Here is a 21,877-nt window from a genome sequence, read left to right as displayed (position 1 = left end):
ATGGCAGGACTTAATAATAGAGTTAAGATTACAAACGATATGGAACTGAAAGACAGATTGGTTGCTATTAATCGTGTGACCAAAGTAACCAAGGGTGGTAGAACTTTTAGTTTTTCTGCTATTGTGGTAGTAGGAAATGAAGAAGGAATTATCGGTTGGGGACTTGGTAAAGCGGGTGAAGTAACTGCTGCTATTGCTAAAGGTGTTGAATCTGCGAAGAAGAACTTGACAAGAGTACCCGTGCTGAAAGGTACAGTTCCTCATGAACAGTCTGCAAAGTTTGGCGGGGCTGAGGTATTTATCAAACCTGCTTCTCACGGAACAGGTGTGGTTGCTGGTGGCGCTATGCGTGCGGTATTGGAAAGTGCAGGCGTAACAGATGTTTTGGCTAAGTCAAAAGGTTCTTCAAACCCGCATAACTTGGTGAAAGCTACTATCTTGGCTTTAAGCGAAATGCGTGATGCTCGTATGGTGGCTCAGAACAGAGGAATTAGTGTGGAAAAAGTATTTAGAGGATAAAGGAGGAAAAATATGTCGACTGTAAAGATTAAACAAGTAAAAAGTAGAATTGGTGCTCCTGCTGACCAAAAGAGAACGTTGGATGCGCTGGGACTTCGTAAGTTAAATCGTGTGGTTGAGCACGAATGCACTCCTTCGATCCTTGGAATGGTAGATAAGGTTAAACACTTGGTTGCCATTGTTAAGTAATTATTTGTTGAATATTAAACGATTACAATATGAACTTAAGTAATTTAAAACCTGCAGTAGGATCTACTAAGACAAGAAAAAGAATTGGGCGCGGTCCCGGTTCTGGTTTGGGGGGGACTTCTACTAGAGGTCATAAAGGGGCTAAATCAAGATCTGGCTACTCTAAGAAAATCGGTTTTGAAGGTGGACAGATGCCTCTTCAACGTCGTGTTCCAAAGTTCGGCTTTAAGAACATCAATCGTGTAGAATATAAAGCTATCAATTTGGATACTGTTCAGAAATTGGCTGAAGCAAAGAACTTACAGACGGTTGGTGTTAATGATTTCATCGCTGCTGGTTTTATTTCTGCAAGCCAGTTGGTAAAAGTATTAGGTAACGGAACTTTGACTGCTAAGTTGGATGTACAAGCACATGCGTTTTCTAAAACAGCTGTTGCTGCCATCGAAGCTGCTGGTGGACAAGTCGTAAAACTCTAATTCAATGAGAAAAGCTATTGAAACATTAAAGAATATATGGAAAATTGAGGATCTGAGACAACGGATCCTCATTACCATATTGTTTGTGGCAATTTACCGTTTTGGTTCGTATGTCGTTTTGCCGGGTATTAATCCGTCAATGTTGGCACAGTTGCATCAACAAACAAGCGAAGGTCTTTTAGCCTTGTTAAATATGTTTTCTGGTGGAGCATTCTCCAATGCCTCTATTTTTGCATTGGGTATCATGCCATATATCTCTGCCTCTATTGTTATTCAGTTGTTGGGTATTGCGGTTCCGTATTTCCAAAAGCTGCAGCGTGAGGGCGAGAGTGGTAGGAGAAAAATGAATCAATACACTCGTTATTTGACGATTCTTATCCTTTTGGTTCAGGCTCCTTCTTATTTGCTCAATCTTAAAATGCAGGCTGGTCCTTCCTTAAATGCTTCATTAGATTGGACTCTGTTTATGTTTACTTCTACCATCATTTTGGCGGCAGGGAGTATGTTTATTTTGTGGCTTGGTGAGAGAATTACTGATAAAGGAATCGGTAATGGTATTTCGCTCATTATTATGATCGGTATCATTGCTCGTTTGCCGCAGTCTTTGTTCCAGGAATTGGTTTCTCGAATGACAGATAAAACGGGTGGTCTGGTAATGTTTTTGATTGAGCTTGTCGTTTTGCTGTTCGTTATTGCATTTGCTATTCTTTTAGTGCAGGGAACAAGAAAAATTCCTGTTCAATATGCGAAGAAGATAGTAGGTAATAAACAGTATGGTGGTGCCAGACAATACATTCCTTTGAAAGTGAATGCTGCTAACGTGATGCCTATTATCTTTGCTCAGGCTATCATGTTTATTCCTATTACACTCGTGGGCTTCTCAAATGTTAATGATGTGAGTGGTTTTGTACGTGCATTGACTGATCATACAAGCTTTTGGTATAATTTGATTTTTGCTGTATTGATTATACTATTTACGTATTTCTATACTGCGATCACAATTAATCCGACTCAAATGGCTGAGGACATGAAGAGAAACAACGGTTTTATTCCGGGTATCAAGCCTGGAAAGCAAACAGCAGAGTATATTGACGTTATTATGTCTCGTATCACTCTGCCTGGTTCTTTCTTCTTAGCTTTGGTTGCTATTATGCCTGCGTTTGCCGGTGTGTTCGGTGTGAAGGCCGAGTTCGCTCAATTCTTTGGCGGTACGTCTTTGTTAATCCTTGTTGGTGTGGTACTTGATACTCTTCAGCAAGTTGAAAGCCATTTGTTGATGAGACACTATGATGGTTTGTTGAAGTCCGGGCGTATTAAAGGGCGCAGTGGTAATGTAGCTGCATATTAATCTTTTTGAGAAATGATATTTCTTAAGACAGAAGATGAAATAGAGTTACTCCGCAAGAGTAATCTGCTTGTTGGAAAAACGTTGGCTGAGATAGCTAAGATTATAAGACCGGGAATAACAACTAAGGAGTTGGATAAAGTAGCAGAAGAGTTCATTAGAGATAATGGTGCTGTGCCTACTTTTAAGGGTTTTCCTAACCAATATGGTGATCCTTTTCCTGCTTCAATTTGTACCTCTGTGAATGAGCAGGTGGTACATGGTGTTCCGAGAGATGTAGTACTGAAAGATGGTGATATTGTATCTATTGATTGCGGTACTTACATGAACGGATTCTGTGGTGATTCAGCCTATACGTTTTGTGTTGGTGAAGTTGATGAGGAAATACGCAAGTTACTGAAGGTTACTAAAGAAGCATTATACATAGGGATACAGAATGCTGTTCAAGGCAAGCGCTTAGGTGATATCGGATATGCGATACAGCAGTATTGTGAATCTAATTCTTATGGAGTAGTGCGTGAATTTGTAGGACATGGGATTGGAAAAGAAATGCATGAAGATCCTCAAGTTCCTAATTATGGAAAGCGTGGCTATGGAACAATGTTGAAAAAAGGTTTATGCATAGCTATAGAGCCCATGATTACTTTGGGTAGCCGACAAATCTTGATGGAGGGTGATGGTTGGACGGTGAGAACTAAAGATCGTAAATGTGCGGCTCACTTTGAACATACAGTAGCTGTAGGGACGGGTGAAGCTGATATTTTGTCATCATTCAAGTTCATCGAAGAAGTATTAGGAGATAAAGCAATTTAAGAATTTAATATGGCAAAGCAATCTGCAATAGAACAAGATGGAGTTATAGTTGAAGCATTGTCTAATGCTATGTTTCGCGTTGAATTAGAAAACGGACATGAGATTACTGCACATATTTCCGGTAAGATGCGGATGCATTACATCAAGATTTTGCCGGGTGATAAAGTAAGAGTCGAAATGTCTCCTTACGATTTATCGAAAGGAAGAATTGTATTTAGATATAAATAAAGTTCCTATGTTTAAAATCGGAAGTGACGGATAACATAATATAGCCCTAAAAAAGCTATACCATTATAGTTAACTTTGTAAGTGATAACAACAATATTAACTCATAACGATATAGCTTATGAAACGTGTACAAAGTAACACATTAGATTTCAGTGGTCAAAATATTTATGTAGGAATTGATGTCCACCTGAAGAGTTGGTCGGTTGCAATTTTATCAGAGCATAGTGTTCTGAATCGATTCAGCCAAATTCCGGAACCGGAAGCATTGCACAAGTATCTTGTCAGCAATTATCCGGGCGCCAATTACTTCTCTGTGTATGAAGCCGGATTCTGCGGCTTTTGGATACACGAGAAACTGATGGATTTAGGAATAACCAACATCGTGGTCAATCCAGCCGACGTTCCGACCATGAGTAAGGAAAAACTTCGTAAGACGGATGCCGTGGATTGTAAGAAGCTGGCTCGTGAATTACGTTCCGGTTCGCTGGTAGGAATATACGTTCCCAAGGCGGATGTCCTGGAAATGCGCTCTTTGATAAGGATGAGAAACCTGATTGTAAAAGACAGCACCCGTGCGAAGAACCGCATCAAGTCATTGCTTCGTTTTCATGGAGTGGATATACCCGAAGAGTTTACCCGATGCTCGATAGGATGTTGGTCAAAACGTTTCCTGACTTGGCTTCATTCTCTCGAACTCTCAACAGAGTATGGCAAGAAGACTTTGGAACTGCACTTGGAGCAGTTCGTGCGTTTGCGTAAGATGCTTCTTCAGGAAACACGTGCCATCCGTGAGATATCACGTAACGCACCTTTTGAGAGGCCGATACGTCTTCTGACTTCTGTTCCCGGAATAGGCGTTACTACAGCTGCTACCCTGATGGTTGAACTTGACGGTATAGTCCGTTTCAGGAATGAGGACCATCTGGCTTCTTTCATCGGTCTGGTACCCATGTGCCATTCGAGCGGTGAGAGTAACGGCACAGGGGATATAACGGTACGTCGCCATTTCATGCTCCGCTGCCTGTTGGTGGAAGCTGCATGGATTGCAATCCGTAAGGATCCTGCAATGACTGTAGCCTATACGGAATACCGTAAACGTATGAATCCCCAGAAGTCAATCATAAAGATTGCCAGACGGCTTGTAAACAGAATATATTATGTACTCAAACATGAAAAGGAATATATACCGTGTGTTGTCAAATGATACAGAATCCTATAAGGTAAAACAACTTTCTTTTGAGGAAAATACTATCATTACTTTGCGGCTTTGAAGTCCGCTTAAAAAAGTTTGTAATCCTCATTAATGGTTTGACTGATAAAGGAACTTGCAGCCCCTTGTGTGGTGTCTGCTGTGGAAAGTTTGTTTTACCATAGGATTATGGTTAGGTTTTCTTAGCCATATCAGACGATATCAGTAATACAAAAAGAGAGGCGTGTAACCGCCTCCCAAAGTAGCATTACTGCGTACCGTTAGGATGCTTATTGCTGGTAGGTTGCTCCTCAGCAGAGCCTACTTCCTCTTAACATCCTGACAAAAAGATATGAAACTAAAGTTAATTATTAATGAATTATCCAACTTTGTTTGGATTTTAAATGGAAATTAAGATATGAAAGTAAGAGCATCCTTAAAGAAACGTACGCCAGAGTGTAAGATTGTTAGACGTAATGGCCGTTTGTATGTTATTAACAAGAAAAATCCTAAGTATAAACAACGTCAAGGATAATATTATTATTTTTGCAAGAAAAATAATTTAGTATATGGCTATAAGAATAGTTGGTGTCGATTTGCCTCAAAACAAGAGGGGTGAAATTGCGTTGACCTATGTGTATGGTATAGGTCGTAGTAGTTCAGCAAAGATTCTGGACAAAGCAGGTGTTGACAGAGACCTGAAAGTAAAAGACTGGACGGATGATCAGGCTGCCAAGATTCGTGAGATCATTGGAGCAGAGTATAAAGTAGAAGGAGACCTTCGTTCTGAAGTTCAATTGAACATTAAGCGTTTAATGGATATCGGTTGTTATCGTGGTATTCGCCACCGCATCGGTCTTCCTGTAAGAGGCCAGAGCACGAAAAACAATGCTCGTACTCGCAAAGGTAGAAAGAAAACCGTTGCTAATAAGAAAAAAGCTACTAAATAATAATTGTTGATATGGCAAAAAAAACAGTTGCAGCAAAAAAGAGAAATATAAAGGTAGATGCTAATGGACAATTGCACGTTCATTCATCTTTTAACAACATTATTGTGTCTCTGGCAAATAGCGAAGGGCAAATCATTTCTTGGTCTTCTGCCGGAAAAATGGGTTTCAGAGGTTCTAAGAAGAACACTCCTTATGCAGCACAGATGGCTGCTCAAGATTGCGCTAAGATTGCATACGATCTTGGTTTGAGAAAGGTAAAAGCATATGTGAAAGGTCCGGGTAATGGGCGTGAATCTGCTATTAGAACTATTCACGGTGCTGGTATTGAGGTTACAGAGATTATTGACGTAACTCCGTTGCCGCATAATGGTTGTCGTCCTCCGAAAAGACGTAGAGTTTAAGATTTACCTTTAATAAGTATGACACTTGATTTTGTTTTTGGATTGTAAACTTTCTCTCTACAATCGCGGCTGCAACAAATTGAGTTCATGAATAAACAATTAAATATTTAAAAGAAATGGCTAGATATACTGGACCAAAATCAAGAATTGCCCGTAAATTCGGTGAAGGTATCTTTGGAGCAGATAAGGTATTGTCAAAGAAGAACTATCCTCCCGGACAGCATGGAAATTCAAGAAAGAGAAAGACTTCTGAATACGGTGTACAACTTCGTGAGAAACAGAAGGCCAAATACACCTACGGCGTTTTGGAGAAACAATTCCGTAACTTGTTTGAGAAGGCAGAAACTGCTAAGGGTATTACCGGTGAGATCCTTCTTCAATTGTTGGAGGGACGTCTTGACAATATTGTATTCCGTTTGGGTATTGCTCCTACTCGTGCAGCAGCTCGTCAGTTGGTGGGCCACAAACATATTACTGTGGACGGTGAGGTCGTAAATATTCCTTCGTATGCGGTAAAACCGGGTCAGGTAATTGGAGTTCGCGAAAGATCCAAGTCTTTGGAAGTGATTGCAAATTCTTTGGCAGGTTTTAACCACAGCAAATATCCTTGGTTGGAATGGGATGATAACTCTAAGGTGGGTAAGTTACTGCATGTGCCTGAAAGAGCGGACATTCCTGAAAACATTAAAGAGCATTTGATCGTAGAATTGTATTCTAAATAATAATTAATTTCATGGCGATATTAGCATTTCAAAAACCTGATAAAGTATTAATGTTAGAAGCGGACTCCAAATTCGGAAAATTCGAGTTCCGTCCTTTGGAGCCGGGTTTCGGTATTACCGTTGGTAATGCACTGCGCCGCATTCTGCTTTCTTCATTGGAAGGTTATGCTATCACCACTATCAAGATAGAAGGTGTGGAGCATGAGTTCTCCAATGTTCCGGGAGTTAAAGAGGATGTTACTAACATTATCTTGAATCTGAAACAAGTGAGATTCAAGCAAGTAGTTGAAGAATTCGAGAGCGAGAAGGTAAGTATTACAATCGAGAATTCAAGTGAATTTAAAGCAGGTGACATAGGTAAGTATTTGACTGGATTTGAAGTGTTAAATCCTGAGTTAGTTATTTGTCATTTAGATTCAAAAGCAACTATGCAGATAGATATTACGATAAACAAAGGTCGCGGTTATGTCCCTGCTGACGAGAATCGCGAATATTGCACCGATGTGAACGTAATTCCTATCGATTCTATTTATACTCCGATACGTAATGTGAAGTATCAGGTGGAAAACTTCCGTGTAGAGCAGAAGACTGACTACGAGAAACTGGTACTTGAGATTACTACCGACGGTTCCATTCATCCGAAAGATGCTTTGAAGGAGGCAGCAAAGATCTTGATTTATCATTTCATGCTTTTCTCTGACGAGAAGATTACATTGGAGAGCAACGATGCCGATGGCAACGAAGAATTTGATGAAGAGGTTCTGCATATGCGTCAGTTGTTGAAAACCAAACTTGTCGATATGGATCTTTCCGTTCGTGCCCTCAACTGTTTGAAGGCTGCCGACGTAGAGACTTTGGGCGATTTGGTGCAATTCAACAAGACCGATTTGCTGAAATTCAGAAATTTCGGAAAGAAATCGCTTACCGAGCTTGATGATTTGCTGGAAAGTCTGAATCTGTCGTTTGGAACTGATATTTCTAAATATAAATTAGATAAAGAATAAAAAATGAGACATAATAAGAAATTCAATCATTTGGGTCGTACTGCCTCTCATAGAAACGCGATGTTGGCTAATATGGCGTGTTCTTTGATTAAGCACAAAAGAATCACTACGACTGTTGCAAAGGCTAAGGCGTTGAAGAAGTTTGTTGAGCCTTTGATTACGAAAGCTAAAGACGATACGACAAACTCTCGTCGTGTGGTATTTAGCAACTTGCAAGATAAGTATGCTGTAACAGAATTGTTCAAAGAGATTTCCGTGAAGATTGCTGATCGTCCGGGTGGCTATACGCGTATAATCAAGACTGGCAACCGTTTGGGTGACAATGCGGAAATGTGCTTCATTGAGCTTGTAGACTATAACGAGAATATGGCTAAGGAAAAGGTAACGAAGAAAGCTACCCGTACCCGCCGTTCAAAGAAAGCTGCTGCTGAAGTAGCGCCTGCAGTAGAAGCAGCAGCACCGGTTGCCGAAACTCCTGCGGCTGAAGAGGCTAAGGCTGAATAATTCAACCATTATATATGGGGGATGTGCCCTTTGTTCACTCCTTCAAAAGGTTGGGCAATAAATTTATTAATTGATTTCAGAAAGAGTTCGGTATTGTACCGGACTCTTTTTTTGTTGCGGGAGGTTACGGCCGCTTTTGCAGCAGGCTCTGTGTTTTGATATTCAATGCCGGGCGGCATAGAAGAAAAATAGAACTCTGATGTTTATTGTGCATGCGCAAGGTGTGCGTATAAGATTGCTTTTAACTAAAATTATTGCGGAAAAATTTCTTTAATCAGGAATGTCGTTGTACTTTTGTGGTATCTTTAAAATTAAAGCATACTTATAAACAAAAACTTTAGAAATTATGTCAAAAGTAACCGTAGTGGGTGCAGGTAACGTAGGTGCTACATGCGCTAATGTGTTGGCCTTTAATGAAGTGGCCGACGAAGTGGTAATGCTGGACGTGAAAGAAGGCGTTTCAGAGGGTAAGGCAATGGATATGATGCAGACTGCTCAACTGCTGGGCTTCGACACCACTGTTGTAGGCTGTACCAACGATTATGAGAAGACTGCCGGTTCCGATGTAGTGGTTATTACTTCCGGTATTCCTCGTAAACCGGGTATGACCCGTGAAGAATTGATCGGAGTAAATGCCGGTATCGTTAAGTCGGTTGCACAAAGCATCCTGAAATATTCTCCGAACGCTATATTTGTGGTTATTTCCAATCCGATGGACACGATGACTTATTTGTCATTGAAATCTCTGGGCTTGCCGAAGAACCGTATCATCGGTATGGGAGGTGCTTTGGACAGCTCTCGTTTCAAGTATTTCTTGTCTCAGGCTTTGGGCTGCAATGCCAACGAAGTAGAAGGCATGGTTATCGGCGGTCACGGTGACACGACCATGATTCCGTTGGCTCGTCTGGCTACTTACAAAGGTCAGCCTGTAAGTACTTTGCTGAGCGAAGAGAAACTGAACGAAGTGGTTGCCGCCACTATGGTGGGCGGTGCAACGTTGACCAAATTGCTGGGCACCTCTGCATGGTATGCTCCGGGTGCGGCCGGCGCTTACGTGGTTGAGTCTATCATTCACAACCAAAAGAAGATGATTCCATGCTCTGTATATCTGGAAGGAGAATACGGCGAATCAGACATCTGCATCGGTGTTCCCGTTATCTTGGGTAAGAACGGTATCGAGAAGATTGTGGAGCTGGAACTGACTGCCGATGAGAAAGCAAAATTCGCTGCCAGCGCAGCCGCTGTTCACAAAACAAACGAGGCTTTGAAGGAAGTAGGCGCTCTTTGATTGAGAAGTGTCTGATAAACTATATTCCACGGGAAGCGGGTGTTGAAAACCGCTTCCCGTGTTTTTTATACGCAAATTCCATGATGCGCTTCCTGTTTTTCCGTTCTTTCTCTACGTTGAAAGGGAACAATCCGGAAAAGCCGGCGGATAAATCCTTTCTTATTTGTAATGCAAAGAGGTTTGGCTTTTTACACGTATGCAGGCGCAAGCCCACACCTGAGTAAGTCTAAGCCCACACTTTAGAGGGGACAATCCCACACTTTACGAGACGTACCCCCACGCTTTAGAGGGGCTGCCCCCACACTTTACGAGACGTAATCCCGCACCTTAGAAGAGGTAATCCCACACCTGAAGGAAAGTAAAAACAGGAGAGGGGGAAGTTGCCAACGGGGATGACTGAAAGTCTTCTTCTCTTCAATTAAAAACAGTTGCTGATTATAAGCGATTTACGCTTGTACAAGCGTTGGCTCTCACTTGTACAAGCGTAGCTTTTTACTTGTACAAACGTAGCCTTTTACTTGTATAAGCGTAAGGCTTCACTTGTACAAGCATAAGCTCACGCTTCGGCAAGGACAAGAGTGCAGGGTTGAACCTTTGCTCTTTGTCCGAAACTTTTCTTGTTTATCCAAATGGAAAAAGATTCTTCTTTTTCAGGTTTTCCGGGAAGAGAACTTCTGAAGAGATTAATAATACCTGGGTTCGGGATAAGAAGCAGGTCAATAACCTCACCCGTCGGCCTGTATTTTAAAGTCAATGCTAATTGATTATCAGTCATTCGCCCCCTTCCCTGTCAGACACTTGCCTCTGACGGCTCAAACACTTGTGTCTGTCACGACAAAGGCTTACAGCTGTCGAACAGGGGGGGGAGGGCGGTCGGCGTAAAAGGCTCTCTTCTGCCAAACCGCCGTAAACCGACATGTTCAGGAGATATCCCTCCGATAGGATGCAACCCCTCATCTTTAGCAAAAGCAACCGCCTATCCCGAACACAGGTAATAATGTTGTTACTTTTCTTAATCCTTTTGATGTAATTTTCGTGATTTTTATTTACACTGACTCTTGGAGTGGGTACGCCTTCCTGTTTTTATGTTGTCAGGGGCGAAAGGACACGAGTATGAACCTTGCGGTTCAGGGCAATGAATTAAGAGGGGACGAAACGGGCTATCTGACGTCTGCCCCCCACATCATTTTGTTGCGCAACGTATCAAAAAAGACATGATTGAACCGTTTGACAACCTTGATGCTGTAATCGGCTCGTGAGATATGCAGGCGGGTGGTCTCCTTGCACGATTCGCTGCGTCCGTCAATGGCAGCTAGAAAATTGTGGCTACGGCTTTCTACATCGAGTGTAACCTCCCAATCGTCGCAGATGACGATGGGGCGGACGTTAAGGCTGTGAGGGGCAACAGGCGTAATGGCGATTGTCTTGCTGTGAGGAACGATAAGCGGACCACCTACGCTAAGTGAATAGGCCGTAGAGCCGGTAGGGGTGGCAATTATCAATCCGTCGGCCTGATAGGTGGTAAGCGGTGCGCCGTTGATGGCGGTATGGATGGTAATCATGGAGGAGCTGTCTCGCTTCAGTACCGCTATCTCGTTGAGCGCATAGGGCGACTTCATCAAATGATCGTCGTTGCACCTTAGTTGCAGGACGCTTCGTTCTTCCACTTTATAGTGATTATTGTAAATCTCGTCGAAAGTAACCTCCATCTCTTCCGGTGAGATGTCTGCCAGAAAACCCAGACGGCCGGTGTTGATGCCGAGAATAGGAATATCTTTTTTCCCCACACGGCTTGCGGCTTTCAGAAAAGTGCCGTCACCGCCGAGGCTTATTACCATGTCGGCAAAAAAGTTGTCACCGTCAAACAATTCTGCCGCCGGAATGTTTAGATTTAAGTCGGCGGTCAGGAAATGATGAAACTCACGGCAAATGCAAAGTTGTGCATCGTGCTGCTTGAGCAACCGGAAGAGATTTTCCGCGTAAAACGATTTTTTGGCCTGATAGGTATTTCCGAATATGGCAAACTTCATAACAAACATGGTTGGATTAGGATGCAAATATGCTATTTTTTTCTTGGAATGCAGCCGAAGTATCGCGATTATTTGTACTTTTGCCCAAAACAATGAAGCGAATTATGACAAGGTTGAGTGTAAATATAAACAAAATTGCAACGCTGCGCAATGCTCGCGGAGGAGATATCCCGAATGTCGTAAAAGTGGCGTTGGATTGCGAGAGCTTTGGAGCCGACGGGATTACCGTGCATCCTCGCCCCGATGAGAGGCATATACGCCATAAGGACGTATATGATTTGCGTCCGCTGTTGCATACGGAATTTAACATAGAAGGATATCCCGCTCCCGAATTTATAGACTTGGTTTTGAAGGTGAAACCGCATCAGGTCACTTTGGTGCCCGACAGCCCCGGACAAATAACCTCGAATGCCGGCTGGGATACTAAAAGTAATTACGATTTCTTGAACGAAGTATTGGATAAATTCAACAATGCCGGCATCCGTACTTCCGTTTTTGTTTCTACTGAAACCGAAATGATAGAATATGCGGCCAAAGCGGGTGCCGATCGCGTGGAGCTCTATACGGAACCTTATGCGAAGGCATATCCTCAGAATCGGGAAGCGGCGGTAGCCCCTTTTGTCGAGGCCGCCAAGGTAGTCCGCAGTTTGGGCTTGGGCCTGAATGCCGGGCATGATTTGAGTTTGGTCAATCTGAATTATTTTTATCAAAACATTCCGTGGTTGGACGAAGTGTCTATCGGCCATGCGTTGATTAGCGATGCGCTGTATCTGGGACTGGAACGTACTATTCAGGAATATAAAAACTGTCTTCGCTGATGAATATAATGTTGTTATTGGCCCAAGCGGCCCCGGCACTGACCGATTCCATCGCAGGTGCCAATCCGGTATTGACCCAAGTAAGCGCTTCCGATGAGATGAACTTATGGAGCATGGCCATCAAGGGCGGCTGGATTATGATTGTGTTAGGCCTGATGTCTTTGCTCTGTTTCTATATCTTGTTCGAACGTAATTATGTTATCCGGAAGGCGGGAAAAGAAGACCCCTTGTTCATGGATAAGATAAAGGATTATATTCTGGGTGGAGAGCTGAAAGCGGCCATTGCCTATTGCCGCAGTGTGAATACACCCTCTGCCCGTATGATTGAAAAAGGAATCAGTCGTCTGGGGCGTCCGGTGAACGATGTGCAGGCCGCCATTGAAAATGTGGGAAACATTGAAGTCGCCAAATTGGAGAAAGGAATGACCATCATGGCAACCATCTCCGGAGGTGCGCCCATGATAGGTTTTCTTGGCACGGTGACCGGTATGGTGAGAGCTTTTTGGCAGATGGCAAACGCCGGAAACAACATCGACATCACAATGCTTTCGGGCGGCATCTATGAAGCGATGATTACCACCGTGGGCGGTTTGATTGTCGGCATCATAGCCATGTTCTCCTACAACTATCTGGTGACGCTGGTAGATGGCGTGGTCAATAAGATGGAAGCCAAGACAATGGCGTTCATGGATTTGCTGAACGAACCGGCGCATTGATGATTCGTAGTTGAAAATTTTATAATTAGCAATTCATAAAGTGTTAAAACGTAGAGCTAAAATATCACCCTCTTTCAGCATGGCGTCCATGACGGACTTGATTTTCCTGCTGTTGATTTTCTTTATGATAACATCTACCATGGTGTCGCCCAATGCCATCAAGGTGTTGTTGCCGCAAGGAAAGCAACAGACATCCGCCAAGCCTCTGACAAGGGTCATCATCGATGCCGGCCTGAACTATTATGCCGCTTTCGGCAATGACAGGGAGCAACAGTTGACATTGGAGGAATTGACGCCTTTTCTGCAATCGTGCGCAGAGAGAGAGCCTGAAATGTACATTGCTTTGTATGCCGATGAAACAGTACCTTATAGGGAAATAGTGAAAGTGCTGAACATCGCAAACGAGAACAAATTCAAGATGGTGCTGGCAACGCGTCCACCCGAAGGAAAATAGTTTTTAGTCGTTTACTTCAAACGCAGATACCGTATGTTGAATCAGAAGAAAAAAGGAAAATATATTGGTGTGGCGGGTGCGCTTTTGGTGCATGCAGCCATCATTGCCCTTTTGATACTGGTGGGATTTGCGTTGCCTGAACCGATGGAAGAGGGAGGAGTGCCTGTCATGTTGGGAGAGGTGTCCGATGCGCTTGGGGCTGCCGATCCCTCTTTGGTGAAAGTAGACGTTATGCCGGAAGAACCTGCCGCACAAGTGCAGGAAACGGAGGAACAGGACATCATTACGCAGGAAGCGGAAGAAACCGTTGCGCTGAAGCCCAAGGCAGAAGTGAAGAAACCGAAAGAAGTGAAAAAGCCTGAAAAGACAGAAGCCGAAAAAGCGGAAGACGCTCGCAAAATGGCGGAGGCCAAAGCCGAAAGAGAGCGTAAGGAAGCGGAAGAGGCTGCACGCCGGCGTGTGGCCGGTGCTTTCGGTAAAGGAGCCCGGATGGACAGTAAAGGAGATACAAAAGGTGAGGGGCTTCAGGGTAGCCCTGAAGGAAATGCTCCTACCGGTGCAACTTCCGGTACGGGAGGTTACGGAACATTCAGCCTCGGCGGACGTTCCATCGGTGAAGGAGGATTGCCTCGGCCGGTATATAACGTGCAAGACGAGGGTAGGGTGGTTGTAACAATTACCGTGAATCCCGCCGGATATGTAATAGCTACCGGCATCAATCGCCAGACAAATACCGTGAATCCCGCGTTGCGTAAGGCGGCGGAAGATGCGGCCAAAAAGGCTCGTTTCAATGCAGTGAGCGGGTTGAACAATCAAGTAGGGACGATAACGTATTATTTTAACCTGAAATAGATAAGGAGAAACAATTATGGGTACAGTGTATGTTTTTTTTGCCGACGGATTTGAGGAGACCGAAGCTTTTACATCTGTGGATGTGATGAGGCGTGCCGGACTGAATGTGGAAATGGTGACCGTTACCCCCGACGAAATAGTGACGGGAGCACATGATATTCCTGTCTTATGCGATAAGAATGTGGTGAATTGCGACTTTTTCGATGCGGAACTTGTATTGCTGCCGGGTGGTATGCCGGGTGCGGCAACGTTGGAGAAATGCGACGAACTGCGTAAGCTTATTTTGCGTTTTGCCGAGGAGCAAAAACCGATAGCCGCCATTTGTGCTGCTCCTATGGTGTTGGGCAAGCTGGGATTGTTGAAAGGTAAAAAGGCTACTTGTTATCCCGGATTCGAACAGTATCTCGAAGGGGCTGATTGCACCGGCGCCCCGGTGGAAAGAGACGGCAACATCATCACGGGAAAAGGGCCGGGAGCCGCTATGGAATTTGCATTGGCCATCGTGGAACTGCTGAAAGGAAAAGAGAAGGTAGAGGAATTGAAAGAAGCAATGTGCGTTCGGTGATTTATGACACGGTATGCTCTGATAGTAGCCGGCGGCAAAGGCTTGCGTATGGGAGGCGAACTCCCCAAACAGTTTATCCCGGTAGGGGGTAAACCGGTTTTGATGCGCACAATGGAAGCCTTTTATGACAGTGATTCGGAGATACAAATAATATTGGTGCTTCCTCACAGTCAGCAAGACTATTGGAGACAGTTGTGCAGGGAGTGCCGCTTTTCATTGCCCCATGTCATTGCGGATGGTGGAGAAACCCGCTTCCATTCTGTGAAGAACGGGTTGGCTTTGGTGAAAACACCGGCTTTGGTCGGAGTGCACGATGGAGTGCGTCCGTTTGTTTCGCCGGAGGTTATTGCCCGTTGCTATAAACTGGCTGCGGAAAAAAAAGCAGTCGTGCCGGTGATAGAGGTAGTGGAAACAGTACGCCGCCTGACCGGAGATGGCAGTGTAACGGTCAATCGGGATGATTATAGACTTGTCCAGACACCTCAGGTGTTTGATGCGGAATTGCTGAAAAAAGCATACGGGCAAGCATATACTTCCCTCTTCACAGATGATGCTTCTGTGGTGGAAGCGTTGGGGGAATCTGTTTTCTTGACCGAAGGTAACAAGGAAAATATCAAGATAACCACTCCATTTGATTTGAAAATAGCCACAGTCCTTACGGAATCATGTTCGATTTAGTCACGCGTGACATAAAATATTTGCCGGGTGTAGGGCCGCAACGTGCTGCGGTGCTCAATAAAGAATTGGGCATTTATTCACTGCACGACCTCTTGTATTATTTCCCTTATAAATATGTAGACCGCAGTCGCATTTACTCCATCCGGGAAATTGACGGGGCAATGCCTTATATTCAGTTGAAAGGAGAAATCTTGAGTTTTGAGACAGTGGGTGAAGGCCGTCAGCGCAGACTGATTGCTCACTTCTCGGATGATACGGGAGTGGTGGATTTGGTCTGGTTTCAAGGCATCAAATACTTGATTGGAAAATATAAGGTACATCAGGAGTATATCGTGTTCGGTAAGCCGACCTTATTCAATGGCAGAATAAACATTGCGCATCCTGACATAGATCCGGCCTCGGATTTAAAATTATCCTCCATGGGGTTGCAACCTTATTATAATACGACAGAAAAAATGAAACGGAGTTTTCTCAATTCGCATGCCATTGAGAAAATGATGAACGCCGTGGTGCAGCAGTTACAAGACCCGTTGCCGGAGACGCTTTCGCCTTCTATCCTTGCCCGACATCATCTGATGCCACTGACGGAAGCCTTGATTAACATTCATTTCCCCTCTAATCCGGAATTGTTGCGTAAGGCACAATATCGCCTGAAATTTGAAGAACTGTTTTATGTACAGTTGAATATACTGCGATATGCAAAAGACCGGCAACGAAAGTATCGCGGTTATGTTTTTGAAAAGGTGGGAGAGATTTTCAACACATTCTATTCCCGGAATCTGCCTTTCGAACTGACCAATGCGCAAAAAAGAGTTCTGAAAGAAATCCGCAGAGACGTGGGGTCCGGCAAGCAGATGAACCGGCTGCTGCAAGGAGATGTGGGCAGTGGAAAAACATTGGTTGCTCTGATGAGCATGCTGATAGCGCTTGATAACGGCTATCAGGCATGTATGATGGCTCCTACCGAAATCTTGGCGAACCAACACTATGAAACCATCCGTGAGTTGCTGTACGGGATGGGTATCCGTGTGGAGCTATTAACCGGTTCCATTAAAGGGAAACGACGTGAAGCAATCCTTTCCGGTTTGTTGACGAGAGACATACACATACTGGTAGGTACGCATGCCGTCATTGAGGATACGGTAAATTTTGCCTCTCTCGGTTTGGTGGTGATTGATGAGCAGCATCGCTTCGGTGTTGTCCAGCGTGCACGACTGTGGACTAAAAACGTACAACCTCCTCATGTGTTGGTTATGACGGCAACCCCGATTCCTCGTACATTGGCCATGACATTGTATGGCGATTTGGATGTGTCTGTCATAGACGAGTTGCCTCCGGGACGCAAACCCATCGTCACCCTCCATCAGTTTGACAATCGCAGAATGAGCTTGTATCAGTCCATACACAAGCAGATAGCCGAGGGGCGGCAGGTCTATATCGTTTATCCATTGATAGAGGAAAGCGAGAAAATCGATTTGAAGAATCTCGAAGAAGGCTATCTGCATATTCGGGAAGAATTTTCTGAGTGTAAAGTTTGCAAGGTGCATGGTAAGATGAAAGCATCCGAGAAAGATGCGCAGATGCAACTGTTTGTGTCCGGTGCAGCACAGATAATGGTGGCTACTACGGTGATAGAAGTAGGTGTAAACGTACCGAATGCTTCGGTGATGATTATCGAAAATGCCGAGCGTTTCGGATTGTCTCAGCTTCATCAGCTTCGGGGTCGTGTAAGGCGGGGAGCCGAGCAGTCTTATTGTATTTTGGTGACAGGATATAAATTGGCCGAAGACACGCGGAAACGTTTGGAAATCATGGTACGCACCAATGACGGTTTTGAGATAGCGGAGGCGGACTTGAAGTTGCGTGGGCCGGGCGATTTGGAAGGTACTCAGCAAAGTGGTGTCGCATTTGATCTGAAAATTGCCGATATAGTCCGTGACGGACAATTGTTGCAATATGTTCGCGAAGTGGCGCAGAGTGTGGTGGATACCGACCCTAATGGAGTGCTTCCTGAGAATGAAATATTGTGGCAGCAGTTGAAAGCCTTGAGAAAAACGAATGTTAATTGGGCGGCTATCAGTTGAGAAATGACTAAATATTCGTTTTGCTTGCGTTCTTATGCTGTAAAACATGTTTTCTTCTAACTTTCCTATTTATAAAGGTTTAAGACAAGTTTTGGTTTCCCTTTACTACCTTCTTCTGAAAAAAATACTTAATGTCTCAGCTCGTTTTTCGGAGAAAATCTTACCTTTGGGAGAATTTTTTAATCAATCTGGATATTTACGTAAAGCTACTGACCTTTGGTTAGCCGAAAAACGTGTGTAGTAAATATCAAAAAGAATGACGGAACGAATGGATTTTAATTGGATTAAAACGACATTATTAGCAGCGGCAGCAATGGTCAGTCTGAACTCTTTCTCTCAGGACCTCATTGCACGTCAGGCTCCCATCGACAGAAAATTAAAAAGTGTAGATTCATTGTCCCTGCAAAAACAGATACGTGCAGAACAATCATTATATCCCGGTTTGGATTTATATTCCGACTGGAATAATGAACGTGTGCAGGCCTATGGCGACGCTATCGTGCCGGAAAGCTATACATTTGATTTGACCGGTTTTTGTATGCCTACCACCAATACCCGCATAACGGACATATTCGGTTATCGTCCCAGAAGGCGGAGAATGCACTATGGCTTGGATATCAAGGTTTACGTGGGAGATACCATTCGGGCTGCTTTTGATGGCAAGGTGCGTATCGTCAAGAATCAAGGTCGTCGTGGCTATGGCAAATATATTGTGCTTCGTCATGATAATGGGTTGGAAACCGTTTACGGTCATTTATCCAAACAAATGGTAGATGAGAATCAATTGGTAAAGGCCGGAGAGCCGATAGCTTTGGGTGGTAATACCGGTCGTTCCACCGGTTCGCATCTTCACTTCGAGACCCGTTTCCTCGGAATTCCTATCGACCCTGCTCTGCTGTTTGATTTTGAAAAACAAGATATCGTTGCGGATTCATATACATTCCACAAGACAAAGGGCACTCCGAGCACTGCACGCCAAATGGCTGTCGGTGAAGGTTTGTTCTATAAAGTGAAGAAGGGCGATACTTTGGGACGAATTGCGGCCCGTCAGGGTACAACCATTGATAAGTTGTGCAAACTGAATAGAATTACGCGTAGAACCGTTTTGCGTCCGGGACAGGTTTTGCGCTGCTCATAAAACGTAAACAATCTCTATAAAAATGAGGTGAGGGGGTGTTGAGGCATTTCCTCACTTTTTTAAGCACGGGTTATACGAATTTCACGGTTTTTGGATCATAGAAGCCGTGTCAATTCGTGAAATCCGTGCTTCCTTTTTAATGCGAGCTCTCCTACTTTTGATATGCCTTTCTTTCTTTTTTCTTTAATTATTCCTACCTTTGCCACAAAATGCGAAGATTAGAAAATGAAAGAAACCAAGCAACAATTTGAACATGTCATAGCGGTGTGTCGTGATTTGTTCTCTAAGAAACTTCATGATTATGGTCCGGCGTGGCGTATTCTCCGTCCTTCTTCTGTGACAGATCAGATATTCATTAAAGCCAATCGCATTAGAAGCATTGAAACAAAAGGGGTCACTCTGATTGACGAAGATATCCGTGCAGAGTTCATTGCTATCGTCAATTATGGAATAATCGGCTTGATACAATTGGAATTGGGCTATGCCGAAAAGGCTGACATAACGAATGAAGAGGCTTTGGTATTGTATGATAAATATGCCGGAAGGTCATTGGATTTGATGCTTGCCAAAAATCATGATTATGATGAAGCGTGGCGTAGTATGCGTATTAGCTCGTACACCGATTTGATTTTAATGAAGATTGGACGAACCAAGCAAATTGAGAGCCTTTCCGGGCAAACTTTGGTTTCAGAAGGGATTGACGCCAACTATATGGATATGATTAACTATTCCGTCTTCGGCTTAATTAAGATTGAATTTGGAGATTGACAAGACACATATTGTCGAGAAGATATGGGTTAACTTCTGCCGTTTGCTGCTTGGAGCCTTGTTTGTATTTTCCGGTTTTGTAAAAGCGGTCGACCCATTAGGTTTCTACTATAAGATTGAGGACTATCTGGCTGCTTTCGGCATGACTTCTTGGATTTCGCCCGGGTTCTCCTTGCTGATGGGAATAGTATTGCCTGCTATGGAATTCGGCATCGGTGTTTTCTTACTTTTGGGCATACGGCGTAAGATGGCAGCCGCCTTGGTATTGCTGTTCATGCTTGTAGCTACTCCCTTGACATTCTATCTGGCCTTGACTAATCCGGTTTCTGATTGCGGATGTTTCGGTGATGCTTGGGTTTTGACCAATTGGCAGACTTTCGGTAAGAATGCAGTGCTATTGATGGCGGCAATCTCAGTATTCAAATGGCAGGAGCTGCAGGTACGTTTTATCACTCCCAAGATAGAGTGGATGATTTCCATGTATACGTTTCTGTTTGTGTTTTTCTTATCTTTTTATTGTTTGCAGAACTTGCCGATACTGGATTTTCGTCCTTATAAGATCGGAAAGAATATCAGGACAGGCATGGAGATTCCGGAAGGAGCCAAACCAAGCGTCTTTGAGAGTCGGTTCGTTTTAGAAAAGAATGGCGAACGTCGGGAGTTTACATTGGAGGATTATCCTGATAGTACATGGACTTTTATAAAGGCGCGCACCATACTGAAAGAGAAAGGATATGAGCCTTCCATTCATGACTTTTCGATGACAAGTCTGGATACATGGGAAGATATAACAGACAGTGTCTTGTCCGATAAAGGATATACGTTTTTGCTGATTGCACATCGCATAGAAGAAGCTGACGATAGCAATATCGACCTTATCAACGAGATATATGATTACAGTGTGGAGCATGGTTACGGCTTCTATGCCCTGACTTCTTCGCCGGCGGATGAGATAGATGTGTGGCGTGATAAAACCGGAGCGGAATACCCGTTCTGTCAGATGGACGACATTACATTGAAAACCATTATCCGTTCCAATCCGGGGTTGTTGCTGATAAAAGATGGAACGGTATTGAACAAATGGGCCGACGATTATCTGCCGGATGAATATGTTCTGACCGACCGTTTGGAGAACCTCCCTTTAGGGGAACAGAAACAGGAAAGCGATGTACGCACCATAGGCTATGTGTTGTTGTGGTTCATCATCCCTTTGCTGATGGTGATCGGTCTTGATATCTTGGTTGTGAAGCGACGGGAAAGAAAAAGAATGAGAAAAGGTAATATAAATGCCGATTCATCCGGCAACTCTTTAAATCATAAATAGTAATTCAAACAAGAAATATATTAACCCTTTTAATAAATAAACAAGATGAGAAAAAACATTGTTGCAGGAAACTGGAAAATGAACAAAACCCTTCAAGAGGGTGTTGCTCTTGCAAAAGAACTGGATGAAGCATTGGCTAATGAAAAGCCCAATTGTGATGTAATCATTTGTACTCCATTTATTCATTTGGCGTCTGTTACTCCTTTGGTAGACGCCGCCAAAATCAGTGTAGGTGCAGAAAACTGTGCAGACAAGGCATCGGGTGCATATACGGGTGAGGTTTCTGCCTCTATGGTTGCTTCTACCGGAGCAAAGTATGTGATTTTGGGACACTCGGAACGTCGTGCATACTATGGCGAAACTGTTGCCATTCTCGAAGAAAAGGTAAAACTGGCTTTGGCCAACGGCTTGACTCCGATATTCTGTATCGGCGAGGTGTTGGAAGAGCGCGAAGCCGACAAACAGAATGAGGTTGTGGCTTCGCAATTGACTTCCGTTTTCTCTCTGCCTGCCGAAGATTTTTCTAAGATTGTTTTGGCATACGAACCGGTTTGGGCTATCGGTACCGGTAAGACTGCCACTCCGGCTCAGGCTCAGGAAATCCATGCTTTCATCCGTTCGGCAGTGACTGCGAAGTACGGCAAGGAAATAGCGGAAAATTGTTCTATTCTTTATGGCGGCAGTTGCAAGCCTTCTAATGCGAAGGAGTTGTTTGCCAATCCGGATGTAGACGGCGGTTTGATTGGCGGTGCTGCCTTGAGTGTTGCTGACTTCAAGGGCATTATCGATGCTTTCAAGTAAAAAAACTTTTGCATTATGATA

Annotated in this window: 27 protein-coding genes; 25 read left to right on the top strand and 2 right to left on the bottom strand. The window is 43.9% G+C overall.

Annotated features, from left to right (window positions below; translation table 11 throughout):
- The 14 genes from rpsE (at nucleotide 1) to mdh (ending at nucleotide 9,628) form a co-directional block, all read left to right on the top strand.
- A complete protein-coding gene (gene rpsE, locus C3V43_RS06290; RefSeq protein ID WP_106069076.1) occupies nucleotides 1-519 on the top strand; it encodes a 30S ribosomal protein S5 in 519 nt (172 codons plus the stop codon).
- 12 nt (nucleotides 520-531) lie between these two features.
- The gene (rpmD, locus tag C3V43_RS06285; protein ID WP_106069075.1) at nucleotides 532-708 is read left to right on the top strand and encodes a 50S ribosomal protein L30; all 177 of its coding nucleotides are present in this window, start codon (nucleotides 532-534) and stop codon (nucleotides 706-708) included.
- A 29-nt stretch (nucleotides 709-737) separates the two neighbouring features.
- Nucleotides 738-1,184, top strand: coding sequence for a 50S ribosomal protein L15 (rplO, locus tag C3V43_RS06280; RefSeq protein ID WP_106069074.1), 447 nt, complete (start codon nucleotides 738-740; stop codon nucleotides 1,182-1,184).
- Nucleotides 1,185-1,188: 4 nt separating this feature from the next.
- Nucleotides 1,189-2,532 (top strand): preprotein translocase subunit SecY, encoded by a 1,344-nt coding sequence (gene secY, locus C3V43_RS06275; protein ID WP_106069073.1) that lies wholly within the window; start codon nucleotides 1,189-1,191, stop codon nucleotides 2,530-2,532.
- 12 nt (nucleotides 2,533-2,544) lie between these two features.
- Nucleotides 2,545-3,342, top strand: coding sequence for a type I methionyl aminopeptidase (gene map, locus C3V43_RS06270; RefSeq protein ID WP_106069072.1), 798 nt, complete (start codon nucleotides 2,545-2,547; stop codon nucleotides 3,340-3,342).
- A gap of 9 nt (nucleotides 3,343-3,351) precedes the next feature.
- Nucleotides 3,352-3,570, top strand: coding sequence for a translation initiation factor IF-1 (gene infA / locus C3V43_RS06265; protein ID WP_002558052.1), 219 nt, complete (start codon nucleotides 3,352-3,354; stop codon nucleotides 3,568-3,570).
- Nucleotides 3,571-3,688: 118 nt separating this feature from the next.
- A complete protein-coding gene (locus tag C3V43_RS06260; protein ID WP_106068911.1) occupies nucleotides 3,689-4,774 on the top strand; it encodes an IS110 family RNA-guided transposase in 1,086 nt (361 codons plus the stop codon).
- A 403-nt stretch (nucleotides 4,775-5,177) separates the two neighbouring features.
- Entirely contained in the window at nucleotides 5,178-5,294 is a 117-nt protein-coding gene (ykgO, locus tag C3V43_RS06255) for a type B 50S ribosomal protein L36 (RefSeq protein ID WP_002558051.1), read from the top strand.
- A 34-nt stretch (nucleotides 5,295-5,328) separates the two neighbouring features.
- Nucleotides 5,329-5,709 carry a 30S ribosomal protein S13 gene (gene rpsM, locus C3V43_RS06250; protein ID WP_106069071.1) on the top strand — a complete coding sequence of 127 codons (381 nt, stop codon included), beginning with the start codon at nucleotides 5,329-5,331 and terminating at the stop codon, nucleotides 5,707-5,709.
- Nucleotides 5,710-5,720: 11 nt separating this feature from the next.
- Entirely contained in the window at nucleotides 5,721-6,110 is a 390-nt protein-coding gene (rpsK, locus tag C3V43_RS06245) for a 30S ribosomal protein S11 (protein ID WP_106069070.1), read from the top strand.
- A 116-nt stretch (nucleotides 6,111-6,226) separates the two neighbouring features.
- Nucleotides 6,227-6,832, top strand: coding sequence for a 30S ribosomal protein S4 (gene rpsD / locus C3V43_RS06240; RefSeq protein ID WP_106069069.1), 606 nt, complete (start codon nucleotides 6,227-6,229; stop codon nucleotides 6,830-6,832).
- 11 nt (nucleotides 6,833-6,843) lie between these two features.
- Nucleotides 6,844-7,836 (top strand): DNA-directed RNA polymerase subunit alpha, encoded by a 993-nt coding sequence (locus C3V43_RS06235; protein ID WP_106069068.1) that lies wholly within the window; start codon nucleotides 6,844-6,846, stop codon nucleotides 7,834-7,836.
- 3 nt (nucleotides 7,837-7,839) lie between these two features.
- On the top strand, nucleotides 7,840-8,340 hold the full coding sequence (rplQ, locus tag C3V43_RS06230) for a 50S ribosomal protein L17 (protein ID WP_106069067.1): 501 nt from the start codon (nucleotides 7,840-7,842) through the stop codon (nucleotides 8,338-8,340).
- Between the two features lie 346 nt (nucleotides 8,341-8,686).
- Entirely contained in the window at nucleotides 8,687-9,628 is a 942-nt protein-coding gene (mdh, locus tag C3V43_RS06225; RefSeq protein WP_106069066.1) for a malate dehydrogenase, read from the top strand.
- A 556-nt stretch (nucleotides 9,629-10,184) separates the two neighbouring features.
- Here mdh and C3V43_RS14670 read toward each other — a convergent pair.
- Both C3V43_RS14670 and C3V43_RS06220 read right to left on the bottom strand, forming a co-directional pair.
- The gene (locus C3V43_RS14670) at nucleotides 10,185-10,403 is read right to left on the bottom strand and encodes a hypothetical protein (RefSeq protein WP_129588731.1); all 219 of its coding nucleotides are present in this window, start codon (nucleotides 10,401-10,403) and stop codon (nucleotides 10,185-10,187) included.
- A gap of 385 nt (nucleotides 10,404-10,788) precedes the next feature.
- Entirely contained in the window at nucleotides 10,789-11,658 is an 870-nt protein-coding gene (locus tag C3V43_RS06220; RefSeq protein WP_106069065.1) for an NAD kinase, read from the bottom strand.
- A gap of 104 nt (nucleotides 11,659-11,762) precedes the next feature.
- On the opposite strand from C3V43_RS06220, the gene C3V43_RS06215 reads away from it, so the two are divergent.
- From C3V43_RS06215 to tpiA, 11 genes are all read left to right on the top strand, one after another.
- Nucleotides 11,763-12,476, top strand: a complete 714-nt coding sequence (locus C3V43_RS06215) for a pyridoxine 5'-phosphate synthase (protein ID WP_106069064.1) — start codon at nucleotides 11,763-11,765, stop codon at nucleotides 12,474-12,476.
- The gene (locus tag C3V43_RS06210) at nucleotides 12,476-13,192 is read left to right on the top strand and encodes a MotA/TolQ/ExbB proton channel family protein (protein WP_106069063.1); all 717 of its coding nucleotides are present in this window, start codon (nucleotides 12,476-12,478) and stop codon (nucleotides 13,190-13,192) included. The genes C3V43_RS06215 and C3V43_RS06210 overlap by 1 nt, the downstream gene beginning before the upstream one ends.
- Nucleotides 13,193-13,232: 40 nt before the next feature.
- On the top strand, nucleotides 13,233-13,646 hold the full coding sequence (locus C3V43_RS06205; RefSeq protein ID WP_106069062.1) for an ExbD/TolR family protein: 414 nt from the start codon (nucleotides 13,233-13,235) through the stop codon (nucleotides 13,644-13,646).
- 33 nt (nucleotides 13,647-13,679) lie between these two features.
- The gene (locus C3V43_RS06200; protein ID WP_106069061.1) at nucleotides 13,680-14,498 is read left to right on the top strand and encodes a TonB family protein; all 819 of its coding nucleotides are present in this window, start codon (nucleotides 13,680-13,682) and stop codon (nucleotides 14,496-14,498) included.
- A gap of 16 nt (nucleotides 14,499-14,514) precedes the next feature.
- Nucleotides 14,515-15,063, top strand: a complete 549-nt coding sequence (locus C3V43_RS06195) for a DJ-1 family glyoxalase III (RefSeq protein WP_106069060.1) — start codon at nucleotides 14,515-14,517, stop codon at nucleotides 15,061-15,063.
- A 3-nt stretch (nucleotides 15,064-15,066) separates the two neighbouring features.
- A complete protein-coding gene (locus tag C3V43_RS06190; RefSeq protein ID WP_106069059.1) occupies nucleotides 15,067-15,741 on the top strand; it encodes a 2-C-methyl-D-erythritol 4-phosphate cytidylyltransferase in 675 nt (224 codons plus the stop codon).
- A complete protein-coding gene (recG, locus tag C3V43_RS06185) occupies nucleotides 15,729-17,825 on the top strand; it encodes an ATP-dependent DNA helicase RecG (RefSeq protein ID WP_106069058.1) in 2,097 nt (698 codons plus the stop codon). Before C3V43_RS06190 ends, recG begins: the two co-directional genes overlap by 13 nt.
- A gap of 268 nt (nucleotides 17,826-18,093) precedes the next feature.
- Nucleotides 18,094-18,963: a M23 family metallopeptidase gene (locus C3V43_RS06175; RefSeq protein WP_106070486.1), complete on the top strand. Its 870-nt coding sequence runs from the start codon at nucleotides 18,094-18,096 to the stop codon at nucleotides 18,961-18,963.
- Between the two features lie 225 nt (nucleotides 18,964-19,188).
- Nucleotides 19,189-19,731: a DUF1599 domain-containing protein gene (locus C3V43_RS06170; RefSeq protein WP_106069056.1), complete on the top strand. Its 543-nt coding sequence runs from the start codon at nucleotides 19,189-19,191 to the stop codon at nucleotides 19,729-19,731.
- Nucleotides 19,721-21,055 carry a BT_3928 family protein gene (locus C3V43_RS14905; protein ID WP_106069055.1) on the top strand — a complete coding sequence of 445 codons (1,335 nt, stop codon included), beginning with the start codon at nucleotides 19,721-19,723 and terminating at the stop codon, nucleotides 21,053-21,055. The genes C3V43_RS06170 and C3V43_RS14905 overlap by 11 nt, the downstream gene beginning before the upstream one ends.
- A gap of 45 nt (nucleotides 21,056-21,100) precedes the next feature.
- Complete coding sequence (gene tpiA / locus C3V43_RS14900) at nucleotides 21,101-21,856, top strand: triose-phosphate isomerase (protein ID WP_106069054.1); 756 nt, start codon at nucleotides 21,101-21,103, stop codon at nucleotides 21,854-21,856.
- The last annotated feature ends 21 nt before the right edge of the window (nucleotides 21,857-21,877 follow it).

Source organism: Prevotella heparinolytica (genome assembly GCF_002998535.1).
GTDB classification, from domain to species: domain Bacteria; phylum Bacteroidota; class Bacteroidia; order Bacteroidales; family Bacteroidaceae; genus Bacteroides; species Bacteroides heparinolyticus.
This window is presented reverse-complemented; position numbering and strand designations above follow the sequence as displayed.

What these genes read in the sequence shown, in the direction of transcription:
- rpsE (WP_106069076.1), top strand. Translation starts at nt 1, where the DNA reads ATGGCAGGACTTAATAATAGAGTTAAGATTACAAACGATATGGAACTG.
- rpmD (WP_106069075.1), top strand. Translation starts at nt 532, where the DNA reads ATGTCGACTGTAAAGATTAAACAAGTAAAAAGTAGAATTGGTGCTCCT.
- rplO (WP_106069074.1), top strand. Translation starts at nt 738, where the DNA reads ATGAACTTAAGTAATTTAAAACCTGCAGTAGGATCTACTAAGACAAGA.
- secY (WP_106069073.1), top strand. Translation starts at nt 1,189, where the DNA reads ATGAGAAAAGCTATTGAAACATTAAAGAATATATGGAAAATTGAGGAT.
- map (WP_106069072.1), top strand. Translation starts at nt 2,545, where the DNA reads ATGATATTTCTTAAGACAGAAGATGAAATAGAGTTACTCCGCAAGAGT.
- infA (WP_002558052.1), top strand. Translation starts at nt 3,352, where the DNA reads ATGGCAAAGCAATCTGCAATAGAACAAGATGGAGTTATAGTTGAAGCA.
- C3V43_RS06260 (WP_106068911.1), top strand. Translation starts at nt 3,689, where the DNA reads ATGAAACGTGTACAAAGTAACACATTAGATTTCAGTGGTCAAAATATT.
- ykgO (WP_002558051.1), top strand. Translation starts at nt 5,178, where the DNA reads ATGAAAGTAAGAGCATCCTTAAAGAAACGTACGCCAGAGTGTAAGATT.
- rpsM (WP_106069071.1), top strand. Translation starts at nt 5,329, where the DNA reads ATGGCTATAAGAATAGTTGGTGTCGATTTGCCTCAAAACAAGAGGGGT.
- rpsK (WP_106069070.1), top strand. Translation starts at nt 5,721, where the DNA reads ATGGCAAAAAAAACAGTTGCAGCAAAAAAGAGAAATATAAAGGTAGAT.
- rpsD (WP_106069069.1), top strand. Translation starts at nt 6,227, where the DNA reads ATGGCTAGATATACTGGACCAAAATCAAGAATTGCCCGTAAATTCGGT.
- C3V43_RS06235 (WP_106069068.1), top strand. Translation starts at nt 6,844, where the DNA reads ATGGCGATATTAGCATTTCAAAAACCTGATAAAGTATTAATGTTAGAA.
- rplQ (WP_106069067.1), top strand. Translation starts at nt 7,840, where the DNA reads ATGAGACATAATAAGAAATTCAATCATTTGGGTCGTACTGCCTCTCAT.
- mdh (WP_106069066.1), top strand. Translation starts at nt 8,687, where the DNA reads ATGTCAAAAGTAACCGTAGTGGGTGCAGGTAACGTAGGTGCTACATGC.
- C3V43_RS14670 (WP_129588731.1), bottom strand. Translation starts at nt 10,403, where the DNA reads ATGACTGATAATCAATTAGCATTGACTTTAAAATACAGGCCGACGGGT.
- C3V43_RS06220 (WP_106069065.1), bottom strand. Translation starts at nt 11,658, where the DNA reads ATGAAGTTTGCCATATTCGGAAATACCTATCAGGCCAAAAAATCGTTT.
- C3V43_RS06215 (WP_106069064.1), top strand. Translation starts at nt 11,763, where the DNA reads ATGACAAGGTTGAGTGTAAATATAAACAAAATTGCAACGCTGCGCAAT.
- C3V43_RS06210 (WP_106069063.1), top strand. Translation starts at nt 12,476, where the DNA reads ATGAATATAATGTTGTTATTGGCCCAAGCGGCCCCGGCACTGACCGAT.
- C3V43_RS06200 (WP_106069061.1), top strand. Translation starts at nt 13,680, where the DNA reads ATGTTGAATCAGAAGAAAAAAGGAAAATATATTGGTGTGGCGGGTGCG.
- C3V43_RS06195 (WP_106069060.1), top strand. Translation starts at nt 14,515, where the DNA reads ATGGGTACAGTGTATGTTTTTTTTGCCGACGGATTTGAGGAGACCGAA.
- C3V43_RS06190 (WP_106069059.1), top strand. Translation starts at nt 15,067, where the DNA reads ATGACACGGTATGCTCTGATAGTAGCCGGCGGCAAAGGCTTGCGTATG.
- recG (WP_106069058.1), top strand. Translation starts at nt 15,729, where the DNA reads ATGTTCGATTTAGTCACGCGTGACATAAAATATTTGCCGGGTGTAGGG.
- C3V43_RS06175 (WP_106070486.1), top strand. Translation starts at nt 18,094, where the DNA reads ATGGATTTTAATTGGATTAAAACGACATTATTAGCAGCGGCAGCAATG.
- C3V43_RS06170 (WP_106069056.1), top strand. Translation starts at nt 19,189, where the DNA reads ATGAAAGAAACCAAGCAACAATTTGAACATGTCATAGCGGTGTGTCGT.
- tpiA (WP_106069054.1), top strand. Translation starts at nt 21,101, where the DNA reads ATGAGAAAAAACATTGTTGCAGGAAACTGGAAAATGAACAAAACCCTT.